Below are 19,293 nucleotides of genomic sequence, written 5' to 3'. Positions count from 1 at the left end.
GGGGACAACTTGTCTGAACAAGTTGCGTCACAGTACGCCCGTCGTCGGTGTCCTGTCTGTAAACCGTGGCGAAACTTTGAGCCCATGTTCCATGCACAATCCAGACCGCTGCAGATCACGCCCAGGTCTCGATTAGGCTGGTCACGCTGTGCACAGCGACCGACCCCGAGAGGAAGCATGGCCGCGCGACACGAGGAGATCGCCGACGAACTGCGGCGGGCGATCGACCGGGAGGAGTACACGGTCGGCAGTCGGCTGCCCTCGGAGACGGAGCTGGCTGCGCACTATGGCGTCTCGCGCGGCACCGTCCGCCAGGCCGTCGCGGCCCTCACCGCCGAGGGGCTCATCGGCTCCCGTCAGGGTGCCCGCAGGGTGGTCCTGGCCAGCCGCCGCAGCCAGAGCTTCGAGGAACTGCGCAGCTTCGCGCAGTGGGCGCGAGCGATGGGCCGGGAGGCGACGGGACAGGTCGTGGCGCAGGAGCACCGCCCGGCGACGAAGGAGGACGCCGTCCGCCTGCAACTGCGTGCCGGAACACCCGTGCTGCACGTCCTGCGGGTGCGCGGTCTGGACGGCGAGCCGGTGCTGCTGGAGCGGACCGTGTACGCGGACTGGATCGCCCCGGCGGTCGAGGCCATCGAACCGGACTGCCCCTCCGTCACCCAGCGGCTCTACGACGACACGGGCCTGGTGTTCGCATACGGCGAGCACGTGATCGACGCGGTCGCCGCCGGCGCCCAGGACGCCGAACTGCTCGGCATCCGCCGCACCAGCCCGCTGCTGCGGGTCCGCCGCGTCACCACCACCCGCGAAGGGCGCCCGGTGGAGTGGTCGGACGACCGCTACCGCTCGGACGCCGTGAGCTTCAGCGTGCACAACTCGATCGGCAACAACGCGCTGGCACGCAAGACGGCCGAGTGACCGAGTGAGGACCCGGACACCGCCCTCTCACGGCACAGCCGCCGTCTCACGGCTCAGGTGGGCGAGCCCGAGGAGAAGCGGCGCAGCAGCGGCGACAGGACCAGGACCGACTTGGTCCGTTCGACGAACGGCTCCCCCGCGATGCGCTCCAGCACGCGCTCGAAGTGGCGCATGTCGGAGGCGAAGACCTGGGCGATCGCGTCCGCCTCACCCGTGACGGTGGAGGCCGCCACGACCTCCTGGTAGCGCTCCAGGCCCCGCTGGATGGTCTCCGGCGAGGTGTTGCGCCGGCAGTAGATCTCGACGAACCCCTCGGTCTTCCAGCCGAGCGCCCCCGGGTCCACCCGGACGGTGAACCCGGTGATGGCGCCGGTCGCGCGCAGCCGGTCCACACGCCGCTTCACGGCGGGCGCGGACAGGCCGACCAGCTGCCCGATGTCCGCGTAGGAGCGGCGGGCGTCCTCGGCCAGGGCGTGCACGATGCGTTCGTCGAGATCGTTCAGCAAGGCGGGTGGTTCACTTCTCTGTGACGACGTCGGGTGCCGCGGGGTTCGCGGCGGCCAGCCGGGACCGCCGGTGGCCATACAGGAAGTAGAACACGAGCCCGACGGCCATCCAGACCCCGAAGACCACCCAGGTGACGGCCGAGAGGCTGCCCATCATCCACACGCAGAAGGCGAACCCGAGCGCGGGCAGCACCGGCGACAGCGGCACCCGGAAGGTGCGGGTCATGTGCGGGCGGGTCCGGCGCAGCACCACGACCGCGACATTGACCAGGGCGAAGGCGAACAGCGTGCCGATGCTGGTGGCGTCGGCGAGCTGGCCGAGCGGGATGGCGGCGGCGAGGACACCGCAGAAGACGGACACGATGAGCGTGTTCGCGCGGGGCGTGCCGGTCTTCGGGTGGACCCGCGAGAACACCTTGGGCACCAGGCCGTCGCGGGACATCGCGAAGAGGATGCGGGTCTGGCCGTAGAGCACGGTCAGCACGACGCTCGCGATGGCGATGACCGCGCAGGCCGCGAGAAGCGTGCCCCAGAAGGTCTGCCCGGTGACGTCCTTCATGATCTGCGCGAGGGCGGCCTCGGAGTCGTTGAACCGGCGCCAGGGCTTCGCGCCCACGGCGACGGCCGCGACGACGACGTACAGCGCCGTGACGATGACCAGCGACAGCATGATCGCGCGCGGCAGGTCGCGCTGCGCGTTCTTCGCCTCCTCGCCCGCCGTGGAGGCGGCGTCGAAGCCGATGTAGGAAAAGAACAAAGTGGCGCCGGCGGCGCTGACGCCGGCCATGCCGAGCGGCATGAAGTTCGCGTAGTTGCCGGAGCGGAAGCCCTGGATGCCGATCAGGCAGAAGAGCAGCAGCGCGGCGATCTTCACGCCGACCATGATGGTGTTGGCGCGCGCGGACTCCTTGGCGCCGCCGAGCAGGAAGGCCATGGCGAGCAGGACGACGATCAGCGCCGGCAGGTTGAACACGCCGCCGTCCCCGGGCGGCGCCGACAGGGCGGCGGGGAGGGTGACACCGATGGTGCCGTCCAGCAGTTCGTTGAGGTACTGGCCCCAGCCGACCGCGACGGCGGCCACCGACACGCCGTACTCCAGGACCAGACACCAGCCGCAGATCCAGGCGATCAGCTCCCCCATCGTTGCGTATGCGTACGAGTACGAGGACCCGGAGACCGGGATCGTGCCCGCCAGCTCGGCGTACGACAGGGCGGAGAAGAGGGCGGTGAGACCGGCGATCACGAAGGAGAGGGTGACGGCGGGCCCGGCCTTGGGCACCGCCTCTCCGAGGACCACGAAGATGCCGGTGCCGAGCGTGGCACCGATGCTGATCATGGTGAGTTGCCACAGCCCGAGGGACCGTCGCAGGGTCCCTCCTTCGCCCTGGCCACCCTCGGCGACCAGGCTTTCCACCGGCTTGCGGCGCATCAGACGCGCGCCGAGGCCGGGGACGGCGGGGGCTGGATGACTGCGGGACTGCGGGGGTGCGCCTTGGTCGAGCACGCGTCGGCTCCTTATCGCTGCCGGTCAAGGGGGCGTGCGGGACCGGCGGCACCCCTGGGGGCGGGGACCGCCGAGCGGGGTCCTCGCCACGCCACGTACAGCGCAGACCCTATGAGTCACCCCTTCACGGGCGTAATGCAGCAACCTTGCGCATTTCCGCAAGATCATTGCGTTCATCGAACGTTCGCGCGTATTTGTTGCGCAGGCCGTTTCGATGTTTGCGCCCCTCGCCGACGACCCGTGGTCCTTCCGCGCGAACACGCCGACGGCCCCCGCTCTCCCGCGTACGGGAGAACAGGGGCCGCGGGAAAGGGACTCGGGTCAGCTCCAGCTGGCGTGCAGCGGCTTGCCCTCCGCGTAGCCCGCCGCGCTCTGGATGCCGACGACGGCCCGCTCCGCGAACTCCTCCAGGGAGCCGGCACCGGCGTAGGTGCAGGAGGACCGGACGCCCGCGATGATCGAGTCGATCAGGTCCTCGACGCCCGGGCGGACCGGGTCGAGGAACATCCGGGAGGTCGAGATGCCCTCCTCGAACAGCCCCTTGCGGGCGCGGTCGTACGCTGACTCCTCCGAGGTGCGGTTGCGGACCGCGCGCGCCGAGGCCATGCCGAACGACTCCTTGTACAGCCGGCCGTCCGCGTCCTGCTGGAGGTCGCCGGGCGACTCGTAGGTGCCCGCGAACCAGGAGCCGATCATCACGTTGGACGCGCCCGCCGCCAGCGCCATCGCGACGTCGCGCGGGTGGCGGACACCGCCGTCGGCCCACACGTGCTTGCCGTACTTCCTCGCCTCGGCGGCGCACTCCAGGACGGCCGAGAACTGCGGGCGGCCGACGCCGGTCATCATGCGCGTGGTGCACATGGCGCCGGGGCCGACGCCGACCTTGACGATGTCCGCCCCGGCCTCGATCAGGTCGCGCACGCCCTCGGCGGCGACGATGTTGCCCGCCACGAGCGGCACCTGCGGATCCAGTGCCCGTACGGCCCTGAGGGTAGTGAGCATCGACTCCTGGTGGCCGTGCGCGGTGTCGATGACCAGCGTGTCGGCACCCGCGTCGAGCAGCTGCTTGGCCTTGCCGACCGCGTCGCCGTTGATGCCGACGGCGGCGGCGATGCGCAGCCTGCCGTGGGCGTCGGTGGCCGGCGTGTAGAGCGTGGCCCGCAGGGCCCCCTTGCGGGTGAGGATGCCGGCCAGCTTGCCGTCCTTGTCGACGGCGGGCGCGTAGCGGCGGTTGGCGGTGTCGAGGACGTTGAAGGCCTCACGCGAGTCGATCCCGGCGTCGAGCAGCAGCAGGTCCTTGGACATGACCACTTCGAGCTGGGTGAACCGGTCCACGCCGGAGAGGTCGGCGTCGGTGACCACGCCGATCGGCCGGTGCTCCTCGTCGACGACCACGCCGGCGTTGTGCGCGCGCTTGGGCAGCAGCGCGAGGGCGTCGGCGACGGTCTGGTGCGGGGCCAGCACGATCGGGGTGTCCAGCACCAGGTGGCGGCTCTTGACCCAGGAGATGACCTCGGTGACCACGTCGATCGGGATGTCCTGCGGTATGACGACCAGGCCGCCGCGGCGGGCGACCGTCTCCGCCATGCGGCGACCGGCGATGGCGGTCATGTTGGCGACGACGATCGGGATGGTCGTGCCCGTGCCGTCCGGGGAGGCGAGGTCCACGTCCTGCCGGGAGCCGACGGCGGAGCGGCTCGGCACCATGAACACGTCGTCGTACGTCAGGTCGTAGGCAGGTCGGATGTCATTGAGGAAACGCACGTGCTGCACATCCCAGTCGATCAGAGGTGGCCCCCGGACAGGTCAGCCAGGGGGAAGAGCACGTACTTCATTCTCCCATGACGGGCGTCTGACGAACCCCGGGCGGATCATCCAGGCAGGTCAGAGGGTCCTTTGGAGGTTCATCCAAGGGTCAGGGCCACGGACAGGCCCGGCACGTCGTCCGCCGCCTGGGTAAACACCTCGCGGGCGGTCTCCCACTCCTCGGGGCACGCCCTCGCGTACTCCTCCCAGCCGCGGACGACGAGCAGCAGGCCCCGCTCGACGGCCTGCTCCGGCCAGACGGTGTCGTCGGTGAGCGAGTCGGCGAGCGCGTCCCAGTTGCGGCCGAACCAGTACGGCAGGTCGAGGGCGCGTGCGACTCGCTCCATGAACGCCGCCTTGTCGGCGACACCGTCCAGATCGAGCGTGACCAGGAACCGGTCCGCCAGGTCGTCGGTCATTTCAGCACCGCCCGGAACGTGTTGTAGTGATCGTCGCTGTAGTAGATCTCCCCGCCCTGCCCGGTCACGATGCGCCGGGCTCCGCGGTCGTGCGCGCCGGGGGTCGGCACCGTGTACTCGTGGTAGTAGCCGCGCGGGTGCGCGGGCAGCCGGTGCTCGACGTTGCCGAAGACGGTGCCGTCCTTCGCGTACGGGTAGGGGCCGCCCTTGTCGATGAGGGCGAGGGTGTGCCGGGCCTCGGCGGGGAGCCGTGCCGCCTGGACCGTGGCCAGGTGCGCGGCCCAGGACGGGGCGGGCGCGCGGGTGCCGGTGTCCGTGGCCGAGCACCCGGTGAGCAGGACGGTCAGACAGACGAGGAGCCCTGTGAGCAAACGAGGGACGGACCGCGGCGGCATGATGCCGATGCTGCCACAGCCGCTCCCTCCGAAGGCCCTGTCAGGCCCGTCAGTGTCCGTCGGGGTCCGCCCGGTTCAGCGCCGGCGTCGGCGTCGGGCCCGCCGTCATCAGGTAGTCCGCCGCCGCCGTGTCCGTCACGAGGCTGGTGACGAGCCCCGAGCGCAGCACCGCGTCGATCGCGGCCGCCTTGCGCTGCCCGCCCGCGATCGCGACGACCTCGGGGATACGGCGCAGCTGGTCCGCCTTGACCGTGATGCACCGCTCCCCCAGGTCCCGTCCGACCCGGCGGCCCTCGGCGTCGAAGAGGTGCGCGGCCATCTCGGCGGCCACACCGAGGGAGGCGTAGTGGGCGCGCTCCTCCTCGGTGAGCATGTCGTGCACCGTGGAGATGCCGGGCTCCCAGGAGCCGATGGAGACACAGGCGACCGTCACCTTGTCGAAGTACTCGAAGGCGCGGGCGATCCCCGTCTGGTTGCGCAGGGCCGCCGCGGTCGCCGCGTCCGGGAGCAGCATCGGCGCGTAGATGGGGTGGGCGTCGCCGCCGGAGACCTGCGCCGCACGGCGCACCGCCTCCACCGAGCCGCGCTCGGAGGTCCCCGCGTCGTACACGCCCGTCAGCTGCACCACCGTGCACGGCGGCAGCCGGTCGAGGGCCGCCGCCATGTGAATGGTGGAACGGCCCCAGGCCAGGCCCAGCACGTCCCCCTCGGTGACCAGCTCGCCGAGGAGGTCGGCGGCCACCTCGCCGAGGTTCTCGGGGTCGGGCGACTCCTCGGCCTCGGCCGGGGACTCGACCACGACGGCGTGCCTGAGGCCGTAGCGGGCGCGCAGCGCGTCGGAGCGCTCGGCGTCCAGCTCGGCCGGCACACGGATCTCGATGCGCACGAGATCCCGTTCGAGGGCGGTCTCCAGGACCCGGGCCACCTTGAAGCGGCTGACGCCGAACTCCTCCGCGATCTGGATCTTGGACTTGCCCTCGAGATAGAAGCGACGGGCCATGGCCGCCGCCTGCACCAGCTCAGCGGGTCCCATCCGCATGGCTGACCGGCCCGCCGACATACCCGACACGGCCATCTCCTCACTGCTGTTCACACTCTGCATTCGCCGTTCATCCTTGCAGATCCGGCGCAGTCGATCAGCCCGGACGGTCGGCGTTCAGGTTCCGTTGTCTCACTCGTCGCACGCCCATGACGCCCGGGCCGTCGCCCGCTCCGCCTGGGTGCGCAATGCACGTACCGCGGCGGCCGGGTCGGCCGCCCCGTACACCGCCGAACCGGCCACGAAGACGTCCGCTCCCGCCTCCGCGCACTGTTCGATGGTGGAGGCCGAGACACCGCCGTCGACCTGCAGCCACAGCTCCAGACCGTGCTTGCTGATCAGCTCACGGGTGCGGCGGATCTTGGGCAGCATGATGTCCAGGAACGCCTGGCCGCCGAAGCCGGGCTCGACCGTCATGATCAGCAGCATGTCCAGCTCGGGCAGCAGGTCCTCGTACGGCTCGATGGGCGTCGCGGGCTTCAGGGCCATGGAGGCCCGGGCGCCCTTGGCGCGGATCTCGCGGGCGAGCCGCACCGGGGCGCCCGCCGCCTCGACGTGGAAGGTGACGGACGAGGCACCCGCTTCGACGTACTGGGGAGCCCACCGGTCGGCGTCCGCGATCATCAGATGGCAGTCCAGCGGGGTGTCCGTCGCCCGGGCCAGGGACTCCACGACCGGCACGCCGAGCGTGAGGTTGGGGACGAAGTGGTTGTCCATCACGTCGACGTGGAGCCAGTCGGCGCCCTCCACGGCCCTCGCCTCCTCGGCGAGGCGGGAGAAGTCGGCGGACAGGATGCTGGGGTTGATCTGCACGGCCATGCCCCAAGCCTGCCATGCCGGAGGCCGCTCGCTTGCGCCGGTACCCGGCCGGATTCCGCCGCAAGGTCACCGACGGGCCCGGGTGATGCCGGGACCGACGGCGCCGCGTCCGTCCGGGCGGCGGCGTACCGCACGTGCGGCGAGGGCGTGTCCATGGCGAGAGCACCCCGTGCACCAGGGACTCGGCGGGCGCCTCCGCGAGCCCCGCGAAGTGGCTGGTTGCCGTCGGTCGTACCCGGCAGACGCCGCCTGCGCACCTGAAAGGCACTGCTCACGAGCCGAGGGCCACGTCCTCCGACACGGCCTTGCCCGCCCTTCACCCCTCCTCGACGATCCGGCCGTCGCGCAGCTCCAGGACCCGGTCGGCGATGGCCAGCAGTTGGGGGTCGTGCGTGGCCACGAGGGCGGTGACGGACTGGCTGTGGACCACGGCGCGCAGCAGTTCCATGACGGAGCGGCCGGTGTCCGCGTCCAGTTGCCCGGTCGGTTCGTCGGCGAGAAGGAGGGAGGGGTGGTTCGCGAGGGCGCGGGCGATGGCGACGCGTTGCTGCTGGCCGCCGGACAGCTCGTCGGGGCGCCGGTCGGCACGGTCCGCGAGGCCGACGAGGCTGAGCAGAAGGGCGACGCGCTCTTCGCGCTCGCGGCGTTCGGTCCTGCGCAGGCGCAACGGGACGCCGACGTTCTCGGCCGCGGTCAGGACGGGCAGCAGACCGAAGGACTGGAAGACGAAGCCGATGTGATCGCGGCGCAGGTCGAGGAGTTCCTTCTCCCCGAGGCCGACCAGTTCCGTTCCGGCGACGCGTACGCTGCCCGAGTCGGGGCGGTCGAGTCCGCCGATCACGTTGAGCAGGGTGGTCTTGCCGGAACCGGAGCGTCCCTTGAGCGCCACGAACTGTCCGCGCGGCACGCCGAACGACACCTCGCGCAGGGCGTGCACGGCGGTGTCCCCGCGGCCGTAGGTCCGAGTAACCTGACGCACTGTCACCATGTCGCCGTCGGGCGCCGGTTCGCCCCCCGGCGAGTGATCCGCGCGGTTCAGCAGCCGCTCGCTCATGGCGGTCAGCATAACCACGAGCGTCGAGCACCTGACAGACCGTCGGCAGACAGGTACGTTGATGCCTCGCACTCATGAACGATGGCGACAAGGGGGGACCGGAGGGGTCTTCGCCTCGGGGCGGGGGCCGACTGCGGGCCCTGCGGGGGACGCGGGGGTCGCGGGACTGCGGCGGGGAGAGTCTTGACGGGGTTCGTGTTGCTGCGCGCACGCGCGCACTGGCTGCTGCTGAGTGCCGCTCTGCTCTGCATCCTGCTCACCACGTGCGTGCTGGCCGCGCTCGCGGCGTTCAGCGAGGCCGTCGGGGACGCCGGGCTCCGCCATGCGCTGCAGGACCGGAATGCCACGCGCACCCTGGTCGAGGTCGACGCGGACGTGACGCCGGCCGACCGCGCCAGGCTCGACGCGTCCGTGCGCAGGATCGTTCCCGTGGCCTTCGACGGCATGCCGGTGAGCATGGCCGCGAGCATCCAGTCCGTTTCCTACGGCTTGCCGCACACGGCCCGCGCCTCCCATGGCGACGAGCCCGACCTGACGTTTCTTGCCACCCTCGACCCCTCACGGGTGACGATGGCCGAGGGAAGCCGTCCCGGCCCGTCCGAGGCCGGGGGCCCGGTCCCCGTCGCCCTGCCCGAGCGGGCCGCCCGTGCGCTGGGTCTGCGCACCGGGCAACGCCTCACGCTCACCGACCGGACCGGCGGCCGACCGCTCCAGGTGCTGCTGACCGGCGTCTACCGGCCTGTGGACGCCGCCGCTCCGTACTGGCGGCTCGAGCCTCTGGGCGGCCGGGGTGTACGGACGCTGACGTTCACCACGTACGGTCCGATGCTCGCGGACCCACGTGCGTTCGTCTCCGGGGCCGTCACCCCGGACAGGATGTCCTGGCAGGCCCGCGCGGACTACTCCGCCATGACCGCCGCGCGCGTCAACCGCCTGCGACACGGTGTGCAGCGGGCGCTGCGAGACCTCGGCCGGGCGACGGACGGATCCGCCAGGGCCCGCAGCGAGTTGCCGGAGCTGCTGACGGAGCTGCGCCGCACACTTCTGGTGGCCCGGTCCACGATGCTGATCAGCGCGCTGCAACTGGTGCTCCTGGCGGCCTTCGCGCTGCTTCTGGTGGCGGGGCTGCTCGCCACGGAGCGGGCGGACGAGACCGCGCGGCTGCGGGCCCGTGGCGCCTCCCGCTCGCGCGTGGCGGGGTTCGTGGCGATCGAGGCCCTGCTGCTCGCGCTGCCTGCCGTCGTCGCGGCACCCCTGCTCGCGGGCCCGCTGCTGCGGCTACTGGCCGGCCATGGTGCGCTTGCCCGCGCACACGTGCGGCTCGACGGCTCGCCGGCCGGCACGTGGGCGGTGGCGGCGGTCACCGCGCTGATCTGCGCGCTTGCCGTGCCGGTCCGGCGCTGCGCCGCTCCGGCACGTACCTCGACGAACGCGCCTCCGGCCGGCGCCGCCCCGGACTCCCCCGCACGGTGCAGGCCGGGGCCGACGCCGCGCTCGCGGTCGTCGCGGCGCTGGCGTACTGGCAGCTGTCCCGCCGCGGTGCGGGCTCCGGAGTCCTGACGGTGGACACGGCCGGCGCCCTGGGCGTGGACCCGGTGCTGGCGGCCGCGCCCGCGCTCTGCCTGTGCGCGGGCGCGGTACTGGCCCTGCGGCTGCTGCCCCTGGCGGCCCGGTTCGGCGAGCGGTGGGCCGCAGCCACCCGTGGACTGCCGGCGGCGCTCACCGGCTGGCAGCTCTCCCGCCGGCCCGGGCGCGGCACGGGCCCGGTGCTGCTGGTGGTGCTCGCCGTGGCGATGGGAGTGTTCGCGACCGGCGAGGGCGCCAGCTGGGCGCTTTCCCAGCGCGATCAGGCCGACTTCGTGATCGGCGCGGACCTCCGCGTGACGGACTCGTCCACCCCGCCCTTCGCCCAGGGCGGGGTCTACGACGGCATTCCCGGGATCGCAGCCACCACTCCCGTCGTCCGTACCGACGTTCTGCTGCCCCAGGAGCGCGACGCCACGGTGCTGGCCATGGACACCCGGGCGGCGTCCGAGGTACTCGACTGGCGTGACGACCTGACGGACCGCTCCACCCGGCGGCTGCTCGTGCCCCTCCACTCCGGGGCACAAGCGAACGGCAGGTCCGCCGGCTTCCCACTGCCGACGGACACGCACCGGTTGAGGATCAGCGCGCGCCTGGAGGCGCTGGGCCCGCAGGGCGAGCCGCACCGGAGCAACGTCACCCCCGGGCTCGTCGCCACCGTCACCGACCGGTACGGCGTCCCGTACACCTTTGCCCTCGGCACTCTGCCCGCCGACGGCCGCACGCACGTGCTGATGGCGGACTTCGCCGCCGAGACCGGAAGGGCCGAGGGCGCGGCACCCGCCGGTCCGCTGCGGCTGACCGGCATCCAGGCCGACTACCGCCTGCCGCGACGCGGCGAGCGGCACCGTCTGACCGTGACCGGGCTCGGCGCCGTCCTGGCCGACGGACGCACCCACGCCGTGCCGGTGCCCGCCGGTGCCGCCTGGGGTGCCCGCGTCCTGGCCTCCGTACCGGGCGGCCACGGTGGCGCCTCCGCCCCGCTCCCGGCCACGGCGTCGCGCCCCACCGCAGCCGTCCCGCTTTCCGTGGCGTACGACACCGGGTACGAGGCGTCGCCGCCGCAGTCCTCCGGTGCGTCCACGGGCGGAGAGCTCACTGTGTGGGCCGACACCGCCGTCGTGCCGATACCGGCCGCGCTCGCCACCGACGCCTTCCTCCGCGCCACCGGTACGCAGGTCGGCCGGACGGCGGAGATCAGCCTGGCCGGTACGACGCTGACGGTCCGCGTCGTCGCGGCCGTCCGGGCCCTGCCCACCGTCGTGCCGCCCGCCACCGACGACGGCGGCGCCCTTCTCCTGGACCTGCGCGCCGTGAACCGGGCCCTGGCTCAGCGCGACGGGAGCGCACTGCAGCCCGGCGAGTGGTGGCTCACCGCGGACCACGGCGCCGCCTCGCGTGTGGCGGCGGCACTGCGCGGCCGGGCCGATGCCGGCTCCGTCCTCGTCCGGGACGAGGAGCGCGCCCGGCTCCAGGCAGACCCGCTCGGCGCGGGCCCGCAGGCCGGCCTCCCCGCGGTGGTGCCGGCCGCGGCGGTGCTGGCCGCCGTGGGCTGCGCCGTCGCGGCGGCCGGTGCGCACCGCGAGCGGGCGGACGAACAGGCGGTCCTGCGCGCCGTGGGCGCCTCCCGGCGCTCGCTGGCCCGAGGAGTGGCCGCCGAACAAGGGGTGCTGCTGGCCGTCTCCGTGGCCGTCGGCACGGCCCTGGGCGTCCTGCTCACGCGCCTCATCCTTCCGATGGTCGTGCTCACGGCTCAGGCCTCCGCTCCGCTCCCGGCCCTCCGTGTCGAGCTGCCCGCGGGCCCGGTGGCGCGGCTCCTCATCGCGGTGACGGCGGTGCCGTTGCTCGTGGTCGCCCTCACCGCCCTGCGGTCCGGCGATCCGGCCCAGGCCCTGCGCCGCCAGGGAGGCGAGTGACATGGCGGCTTTCCGGCGTACGCCCGCCCGCATCGGCGCCATGCCCACCGACACACCCTCGGCGGACGCCCCCTGGACACCGACCCGGCTGCGTGCTGCGCCCGGCGCCGCGCTGGCCCTGTCGATGCTGGTCCTGGTGACCGCGTTCCTCACGGCGGCCCTGCCGCGCGTGGTCGACCGCTACGAGGACACCGCCCTGCGCGACACGGTGGCGCGGGCGAGCGTGGACCGGCGCAGTGTGACCGCCACGGTGGACGTGTCCTGGGTGTCCGCCCCCTTCGACGCCGACGCCCATGTCACCCCTCGCGCGCTGGCCTCGGCCGAAGCGGCGTTCCAGAGCGTCGTGCGCCCGCCCCTCGCTCTGGACCGCCGGCAGACCGTCTACGGCGTGCGGACTGCTCAGGCCGTCCCCGCCACGGATCCGGGGCTGCCCCGGCCGACCCGGAACGCCGACCCGCAGGCCACCGTCGTCGCGCAGCCGGATCTGGACCGCTTCTCGGATGTCCTGGACGGACGTCCGCCCCGGCCCGGTGCCGGCACCGGCACCGTCGAGGCGGCCGTCACCGAGCGCACCGCGCACGTCATGCGTCTGCGCAGCGGTTCCGTGATCCACCTGGCCGAACAGCAGGGCGGAGCCGAGCTGGCCCTGAGGATCACCGCCGTCGTCCGGCCCCGGCACCCCGGGGCCGCCTACTGGAACGCCGAGCCGGACCTGCGGGCCCCGAAGCTGTCCACCGTGCCCGCCCGACCCACCGAAGGCCTCAGGAATTACTGGCACTTCACCGCGCTCGTCGCCCCCGGGGCCGCGGGCGACCTGCTCGGCCTGCACGCGGGAGTCACCGCGTACTGGCACCACCCCGCCGACACCGAAGCGCTCACCGCACGCGCCGCGACCGCCCTGGTGGACCGTATCGCCGCGCTCAACAGCGGCCCCGCGGCCACGCGCCTGCGGGAGCGGACCGGGCTGCGCGGCCTCACCGTCGAGGAGGAGGGACTGGCCACCCTCGTGGCACCGTTCGGCCGGGAGCGGGCGGCCATCGCGCCCTTGATCATGGTCGCGGCGGTCGGCGTCGGCACGGTCGCCGTCATCGTGCTGCTCATGGCCGCCGAACTGACCGCCGCCCGGCGCCGCACGGAACTGGTGCTGCTGCGCGCCCGCGGTGCGAGTCTGCGCGGTCTGGCGGTGCGCCTGCTCGGCGAGAGCGCCGCCACGGCGGTGCCGTCCGCGGCGGTCGGACTGCTCTGCGCCCTCCTGCTGGTCCCCACGCAGCGCTCTGCGGCAGCCGTGTGCGCGGCGAGCGCGGTGGCAGTCGTGGCGTCGCTGGCCGCTCCCGTACGGGCCCTGTCGGCCGTCCGCACCCTGCGGCCGGGTGAGCCGGAGGAGTTGGTGCGCGCCCGCCCGTCACGGCGCCGCACCGTGGCCGAACTGACCGTCGTCCTCGTCGTCACGGGGGCCGTGGTGGCGCTGCGCCGCCGCGGCACGGACGGCGGCCCCGACCTGCTCACCGCGGCTGCTCCCGTCCTGGTCGCGGTGGTCGCCGCCTTGGTACTGCTGCGGCTGTACCCGCTGCCGCTGCGGCTGCTCGCCCGCCCGGCGGCCCGCCTCAGGGGTGCGGTGCTCCCGTTGGGCGTGGCGCGCGCCGGCCGCTCTCCCGCCACGGCCGCCCTGCCGCTCCTCGCCATCCTGGTGGCGCTCACCGTGACCTCGTTCGGCGGTGCGGTCCTGTCCGGGGTGGCCGCCGGGCGGGACCGGGCGGCACTCGCGGCCGTCGGCGCCGACGCGCGTGTCCAGGCCCGGGCCACCCTGCCGCAGGGTCTCGCGGAGCGGATTCGTCGCCTCCGCGGGGTGCGGGACGTGGCGGCCGTCCGCCTGGAATCCGGCCTTCGCACGGAGCGCGGCACCGCCTACGACCTGCTCGTGGTGGACCCCGGGTCCTATGCGCGGCTCGCCGCGGTGACGGGCGTGGACGGCCGCTTCCCGACGGCGGTGCTGGACGGCGGCGGTGCCGGGGCGCTCGCCGCGGTGGTGTCGCCGCGGCTGACCGTGGAGTTCGGCGGTGCCCCGCACGCCGTGGAGACGGCCGTCGGCCCCCTGGACGTGCGGGCTGTCGCCACGCGGGCGACCGCTGCCGCGGTGCCGGGCCCGGACTTCGTCATCGTGTCGGCGACGGCCGTGGCACGTGAGCACCCCGACCGGCCGCGCAGGTCCGCGCCGGAGCCGACGGATCTGTACGTGACCGGCGACCACGTCGACGGCCGGTCCCTGCGCGCCACCGCCCGCCAGGCGTCGGACCAGCTGACCGTCCGGCTCCGGTCCGAGGAACGGGCGGCCCTGAAGGGGACCGCTCTTCAGGCCGGTGCCCAACGTGTGTATCTGGCGGCGGTGGCCGCCGGCGGTGGCTACTGCGTCCTGGCCCTGCTGCTCTCCCTGTTGCAGAGCGCACCGCAGCGCCGGACCACACTGGCCCGGCTGCGCACCATGGGCATGCGGGTACGCCAGCGCCAGTGGCTCGCGGTGCTCGACGTACTGCCGCAGGTGCTGTTGGGCGCGGTCGGCGGCGTGCTCACCGGTCTGGCCGTGGTCCCGCTGCTGAGGCCCGGCGTGAACCTGACCGCTCTGGCCTTCGCGGGCACGCCGCCGGCCGCCGGCGTGCCCGCGGTGGTCCCGGCCGGCGATCCGCTCCCACTCGTCCTGCCGTCGGCGGGGCTCCTGGGCATGGCATGCGCCGTGCTCGCGGCCCAGGCGTGGTGGACCGGACGGCGCGGCGAAGGCGCGAACCTGAGGATGGGGGACCAGGCATGACGGAACAGACCCCGGCGGCTTCGGACACGGTCACGCTCGCCGACCTGGAACGGCGGGTCGCGCGACAGCGCGAGCAGCCCGTGCACGGCCACGACGCGTTGATCGTGTGCGACCGTCTCGTGCGCATTTTCACCGGCCCGGGAGGGGAGGTGCAGGCCCTGCAAGGGCTGGATCTGCTGGTCGCGAAGGGCGAGCTCATGGCACTCGTCGGCGCCTCGGGCAGCGGCAAGTCCACACTGCTGAACATCCTGGCGGGCCTGGACGTCCCCACCGCGGGCGGCGCCACGGTCGCCGGCTTCGACCTGCTGGCCATGGACAGCCGGTCCCGGCTGCGCTATCGGCGCGAAGTGGTGGGCTTCGTCTGGCAGCAGACGGCGCGTAACCTCCTGCCCTACCTCACGGCCGCCCAGAACGTGGCACTGCCGATGCGCCTCGCCGGCCTCGTCAAGGGCAGGCGGCAGCGCGCCGTACGCACCGCGGAGCTGCTGGAGATGGCCGGCGTCGCCCACTGCCGCGACCGGCGCCCGCATCAGATGTCGGGCGGCGAGCAGCAGCGCACCGCCATCGCCGTCGCCCTGGCCAACCACCCGGCGCTGGTCCTCGCCGACGAACCCACGGGACAGCTCGACTCCACCACCGCCGAACAGGTCTTCGCCACCTTCCGCACCGTCAACGAGGAACTCGGCACGACGGTCGTCCTGGTCACCCACGACACCGCGGTCGCCTCCGCCGTCCACCGCACGGTCGCCATCCGCGACGGCCGTACCGCCTCGGAGGTGCTGCGCCGCACCACCACCGACGACGACGGACGCACCACGACCACGGCCCGTGAGTACGCCACCGTGGACCGCGCCGGCCGCCTTCAGCTGCCGCAGGACTTCACTCAGGCCCTCGACATCCGTGACCGCGTCCTGCTGGAACTGGAGCCGGATCACATCGCGGTACGGCCCGACAAGGCGCGGTGAGCGTCTCCCGGACGGCGTGAGGTGGCGCCGGCCCCGCGAGGTTCAGCCCGTGCGGCGGATGAGGGCCAGATACATCGCGTCCGTGCCGTGCAGATGCGGCCAGAGCTGGATGTCGGGGCCGTCGCCCAGGTCCGGCAGGCCGGGCAGCAGCGGCCTGGCGTCGATGAGTTCGGCGTCGCGGTACTGCTTGAGGACGTCGTCGACCACCGCGCGGGTCTCGGCGAGGTGCGGCGAGCAGGTGGCGTAGCCGACGACGCCTCCGACCCGTACGGACTCGAGGGCCGTGCGCAGCAGGGCGCGCTGCAGCGGGGCGAACCCGTCGAGGTCCTCGGGCCGGCGGCGCCAGCGCGCCTCGGGGCGGCGGCGCAGGGCGCCGAGGCCCGTGCAGGGCACGTCCATCAGGACGCGGTCGAAGGTGCCCGGCCGCCACGGCGGCCGGGTGCCGTCGGCGGCGAGCACCTGGTACGGCCCGGGGTTCCCGGCCAGCGCCCTCGCCACCAGGCCGGCCCGGTGCGGCTGCTTCTCGGAGGCCAGCAGCACGGCTCCGCGCTCGGCGGCGAGGGCGGCGAGCAGGGCGGCCTTGCCGCCGGGTCCGGCGCACCCGTCGAGCCAGGCCCGGTCGGGCCCGTCCAGGGGCGCGTTCGCGAGGGCGAGCGCGACGAGCTGGCTGCCCTCGTCCTGCACGCCCGCACGACCCTCGTGCACGGCCTTGACCGAGCCCGGCTCGCCACCCTCGGTGAGCCGGACGGCGTACGGCGACCAGCGGCCCGGCAGCGCGGCGGGCTCGGTCAGGAGTTCCTCGGTGGTGGAGCGGCCGGGCCGGGCGACCAGGGTGACCTCGGGGCGCTCGTTGTCCGCCGCGAGGAGTTGCTCGATGCCGGCACGTCCGCCGCCGAGGGCGTCCCACAGGGCGGAGACGACCCAGCGCGGGTGCGAGTGCACGACGGCGAGGTGGTCCTCGGGGTCCTCGTCGAACGGGGGCGCCACCCGCTCCAGCCAGGCGTCGAGGTCGTCCTGGGCGACCTTGCGCAGAACGGCGTTGACGAACTTGGCCCGCCCGTCGCCGAGCACCACGCGCGCCAGCTCCACGGTCGCCGACACGGCGGCGTGGGTGGGGATGCGGGTACCGAGCAGCTGGTGGACGCCGAGGCTCAGCACGTCGAGCACGGGCGGGTCGACCTCGCGCAGCGGCCGGTCGACGCAGGCGGAGAGTATGGCGTCGTAGGTGCCCTGCCGACGCAGTGTCCCGTACACCAGCTCGGTGGCGAGCGCCGCGTCCCGCCCGTCGATGTCGCCCTTCTCACGCGCCTTGCGCAGCAGCGGCGGCAGGACGAGGTTGGCGTACGCCTCCCGCTCGTCCACCGCCCGCAGGGCGTCGAAGGCGAGGATGCGGACGGGGTCCTTCTTGGGCCGGCGGTAGGGCTTGCCGGGCTTGCGGGGACGGCGGGACTGCTCGGTCACGAAAAAGGTGCTCCGGTTGTGGGACGACGTGCGCTTACAGCGTACGTCCGTGGAATATCGGGCCGACGGGGAGGTCGGCGGGCTCAGACAGCCCTAGGGGCTTCTGACGGCTCTCCGCGGCGCCGCGACGCCCGGCACGCACGCTCGCCGCACGCCACGCACGCCGATCGCACGCACCCGATGCCGCCTTCTCCCGCGGAGAGCCGTCAGAAGCCCCCTAGAGTCTCGGCGCCGCCGATCCGCACCCCGCGGGCCCAGTCCGCGGCCTTCATCGGCTTCTTGCCCTGGGCCTGCACCCACACCAGTTCGACCGCGTGCGAACCGGTGCCGACGTACACGTTGTTCTTGCCGACGGACAGCCGCCCGGGTGCGAGATCCGTGACCTCGGGCCGGGGCGTGACCTGGATGAGCTTGAGCCGTTCGCCGCGGAAGGTGGTCCAGGCGCCGGGCGCGGGGGTGCAGGCCCGCACCACGCGGTCGACGCGCAGCGCGGGCGCGGACCAGTCGACCTGCGCGTCCTCGACGGTGATCTTCGGGGCGAGCGTCACGCCCTCGGCGGGCTGCGGCACGGCCTTGAGGGTGCCGTCCTCGATGCCGTCCATGGTGGCCTCGAGGAGTCCGGCGCCCGCGAAGGCGAGCCGGGTGAGCAGGTCTCCGCTGGTGTCCGTGGGCCGGATCCGCTCGGTGACGGTGCCGTAGACGGGACCGGAGTCCAGGCCCTCCTCGATGAGGAAGGTGGAGGCACCGGTGATCTCGTCGCCCGCCATGATGGAGTGCTGCACGGGAGCGGCGCCGCGCCAGGCGGGCAGCAGGGAGAAGTGCAGGTTGACCCAGCCGTGGGCGGGGATGTCGAGGGCGGCACGGGGCAGCAGCGCACCGTAGGCGACGACGGGGCAGCAGTCGGGCGCGATCTCCCTGAGGCGTGCGAGGAAGTCCTCGTCCCGGGGCCTGTTCGGCTTGAGGACCTCGATGCCGGCCTCCTCCGCCCGCTCGGCGACGGGGCTGGCGACGAGCCTGCGCCCGCGCCCGGCCGGTGCGTCGGGCCGAGTGACGACGGCGGCCACCTCATGCCGGTCCGACGCGATCAGAGCGTCCAGCGCGGGAACGGCGACCTCGGGGGTACCTGCGAAGACGAGCCTCATGGGTGGGTGACGGCCTCTCGGGCGGGAGTTCTGACGGATGCACAGGTCCGGGCGGGCCGGGCCGTGGGCGGCGCACCAGTCTAGGCCGAGCGGGGCGCGCCCGGCCGCAGGCGGGGGCTCGCAGCGCACGCCATCCGCCGGGGGCGTACGCATATGCTCTTACGCCCCCGCAGCGTGACCACAGGCCCGAATGCGCGTTGGTCAAGAAAGAGTTGACCACAAGCGGGCCGCTGGAGCGGCCCGATCCTTTTCAACGCCGGTTCGAGAGGCTTGTTCATGGCCGACCACGCAACCCACGACGCCCAGGCCCGGGCCAGCCTGCACTTGCTGGTGCGGGACATCGAGCGGGTCCGCCGGCAGGTGGACGCACTGCGCACCCTCACCGCCCAGTTGGGCAATGTCTACCGCCCGCGGCGCTCCGGCCCGTCCACGGGCTTCGTCGTCTACGGACGCGCTCCCGCCCCGACCGTCCGTCTCGCCCAGGAGTTGCGGGACAGTGTCGAGACCCTGGTCACCGCGGCCGTGGACTTCGACCGCTCGCTCGGCTTCTCGTGGGACGCCGTGGGCTCCGCGCTCGGAGTCACCAAGCAGGCGGTCCACCGCCGTTACGGCGCCCGGCGTGCCGCGGCGCAGGCGACCGCCGAGGCCGACCGCGCGACGGAGCCGTCCGGTACCCGCACGATCAACGTGGGCTCGGGTATCCCCACGGTGCCCGCGGCCCGTTCGATGCCGACCCAGCCGACGGCGGGCAGCCCCACCCTGCGCGACGAGGCGAGGCCGACCGCCTTCCCCGGGCCGCGCAACGGCTGAGACCGCCCCCTTCGCCACTGCCTCCCGACCGCCCCGGGAGGCAGTGCCGTCCCGATCGTCCGGTACCCGCACGATCAACGTGGGCTCGGGTATCCCCACGGTGCCCGCGGCCCGTTCGATGCCGACCCAGCCGACGGCGGGCAGCCCCACCC

Annotated in this window: 16 protein-coding genes; 6 read left to right on the top strand and 10 right to left on the bottom strand. The window is 73.6% G+C overall.

The features are described from left to right. Window positions 1-177: 177 nt before the first annotated feature. Window positions 178-918, top strand: a complete 741-nt coding sequence (locus tag ACFYZJ_RS31635; protein ID WP_388573650.1) for a GntR family transcriptional regulator — start codon at window positions 178-180, stop codon at window positions 916-918. Window positions 919-971: 53 nt separating this feature from the next. Here the strand turns inward: ACFYZJ_RS31635 and ACFYZJ_RS31630 are convergent, their stop codons facing one another. The 8 genes from ACFYZJ_RS31630 to ACFYZJ_RS31595 form a co-directional block, all read right to left on the bottom strand. After that, window positions 972-1,424 (bottom strand): Lrp/AsnC family transcriptional regulator, encoded by a 453-nt coding sequence (locus ACFYZJ_RS31630; RefSeq protein ID WP_388573648.1) that lies wholly within the window; start codon window positions 1,422-1,424, stop codon window positions 972-974. A 10-nt stretch (window positions 1,425-1,434) separates the two neighbouring features. Continuing rightward, window positions 1,435-2,928, bottom strand: a complete 1,494-nt coding sequence (locus tag ACFYZJ_RS31625) for an amino acid permease (RefSeq protein ID WP_388573646.1) — start codon at window positions 2,926-2,928, stop codon at window positions 1,435-1,437. 321 nt (window positions 2,929-3,249) lie between these two features. Beyond that, window positions 3,250-4,692, bottom strand: a complete 1,443-nt coding sequence (locus ACFYZJ_RS31620) for a GuaB1 family IMP dehydrogenase-related protein (protein ID WP_388573644.1) — start codon at window positions 4,690-4,692, stop codon at window positions 3,250-3,252. 140 nt (window positions 4,693-4,832) lie between these two features. After that, complete coding sequence (locus ACFYZJ_RS31615) at window positions 4,833-5,153, bottom strand: barstar family protein (protein WP_388573642.1); 321 nt, start codon at window positions 5,151-5,153, stop codon at window positions 4,833-4,835. Beyond that, entirely contained in the window at window positions 5,150-5,548 is a 399-nt protein-coding gene (locus ACFYZJ_RS31610; protein ID WP_388573640.1) for a ribonuclease domain-containing protein, read from the bottom strand. Before ACFYZJ_RS31610 ends, ACFYZJ_RS31615 begins: the two co-directional genes overlap by 4 nt. A gap of 49 nt (window positions 5,549-5,597) precedes the next feature. Beyond that, on the bottom strand, window positions 5,598-6,641 hold the full coding sequence (locus tag ACFYZJ_RS31605) for a sugar-binding transcriptional regulator (RefSeq protein ID WP_388573800.1): 1,044 nt from the start codon (window positions 6,639-6,641) through the stop codon (window positions 5,598-5,600). Window positions 6,642-6,719: 78 nt separating this feature from the next. Further along, window positions 6,720-7,406: a ribulose-phosphate 3-epimerase gene (gene rpe, locus ACFYZJ_RS31600; RefSeq protein WP_388573638.1), complete on the bottom strand. Its 687-nt coding sequence runs from the start codon at window positions 7,404-7,406 to the stop codon at window positions 6,720-6,722. 316 nt (window positions 7,407-7,722) lie between these two features. Then, on the bottom strand, window positions 7,723-8,460 hold the full coding sequence (locus ACFYZJ_RS31595) for an ABC transporter ATP-binding protein (RefSeq protein ID WP_388573636.1): 738 nt from the start codon (window positions 8,458-8,460) through the stop codon (window positions 7,723-7,725). A 183-nt stretch (window positions 8,461-8,643) separates the two neighbouring features. Here ACFYZJ_RS31595 and ACFYZJ_RS31590 point away from each other — a divergent pair, with 183 nt between their 5' ends. The 4 genes from ACFYZJ_RS31590 to ACFYZJ_RS31575 are packed head-to-tail and all read left to right on the top strand — an operon-like array spanning window position 8,644 to window position 15,728. Beyond that, window positions 8,644-10,020: an FtsX-like permease family protein gene (locus tag ACFYZJ_RS31590; RefSeq protein ID WP_388573634.1), complete on the top strand. Its 1,377-nt coding sequence runs from the start codon at window positions 8,644-8,646 to the stop codon at window positions 10,018-10,020. Then, a complete protein-coding gene (locus tag ACFYZJ_RS31585) occupies window positions 9,930-11,960 on the top strand; it encodes an FtsX-like permease family protein (RefSeq protein ID WP_388573633.1) in 2,031 nt (676 codons plus the stop codon). Before ACFYZJ_RS31590 ends, ACFYZJ_RS31585 begins: the two co-directional genes overlap by 91 nt. Before the next feature lies 1 nt (window position 11,961). Next, the gene (locus ACFYZJ_RS31580; RefSeq protein WP_388573631.1) at window positions 11,962-14,763 is read left to right on the top strand and encodes an FtsX-like permease family protein; all 2,802 of its coding nucleotides are present in this window, start codon (window positions 11,962-11,964) and stop codon (window positions 14,761-14,763) included. Next, a complete protein-coding gene (locus ACFYZJ_RS31575; RefSeq protein ID WP_388573629.1) occupies window positions 14,760-15,728 on the top strand; it encodes an ATP-binding cassette domain-containing protein in 969 nt (322 codons plus the stop codon). Before ACFYZJ_RS31580 ends, ACFYZJ_RS31575 begins: the two co-directional genes overlap by 4 nt. A gap of 42 nt (window positions 15,729-15,770) precedes the next feature. On the opposite strand, the gene ACFYZJ_RS31570 is transcribed toward ACFYZJ_RS31575, so the two are convergent. Then, window positions 15,771-17,189 (bottom strand): RsmB/NOP family class I SAM-dependent RNA methyltransferase, encoded by a 1,419-nt coding sequence (locus tag ACFYZJ_RS31570; RefSeq protein ID WP_388573627.1) that lies wholly within the window; start codon window positions 17,187-17,189, stop codon window positions 15,771-15,773. A 206-nt stretch (window positions 17,190-17,395) separates the two neighbouring features. Beyond that, entirely contained in the window at window positions 17,396-18,331 is a 936-nt protein-coding gene (gene fmt, locus ACFYZJ_RS31565) for a methionyl-tRNA formyltransferase (protein ID WP_388573625.1), read from the bottom strand. Window positions 18,332-18,607: 276 nt separating this feature from the next. Here fmt and ACFYZJ_RS31560 point away from each other — a divergent pair, with 276 nt between their 5' ends. Next, window positions 18,608-19,141, top strand: a complete 534-nt coding sequence (locus ACFYZJ_RS31560) for a hypothetical protein (protein WP_388573623.1) — start codon at window positions 18,608-18,610, stop codon at window positions 19,139-19,141. The last annotated feature ends 152 nt before the right edge of the window (window positions 19,142-19,293 follow it).

It is taken from the genome of Streptomyces sp. NPDC001848, from assembly GCF_042891915.1.
Taxonomy (GTDB): Bacteria; Actinomycetota; Actinomycetes; order Streptomycetales; family Streptomycetaceae; genus Streptomyces.
This window is presented reverse-complemented; position numbering and strand designations above follow the sequence as displayed.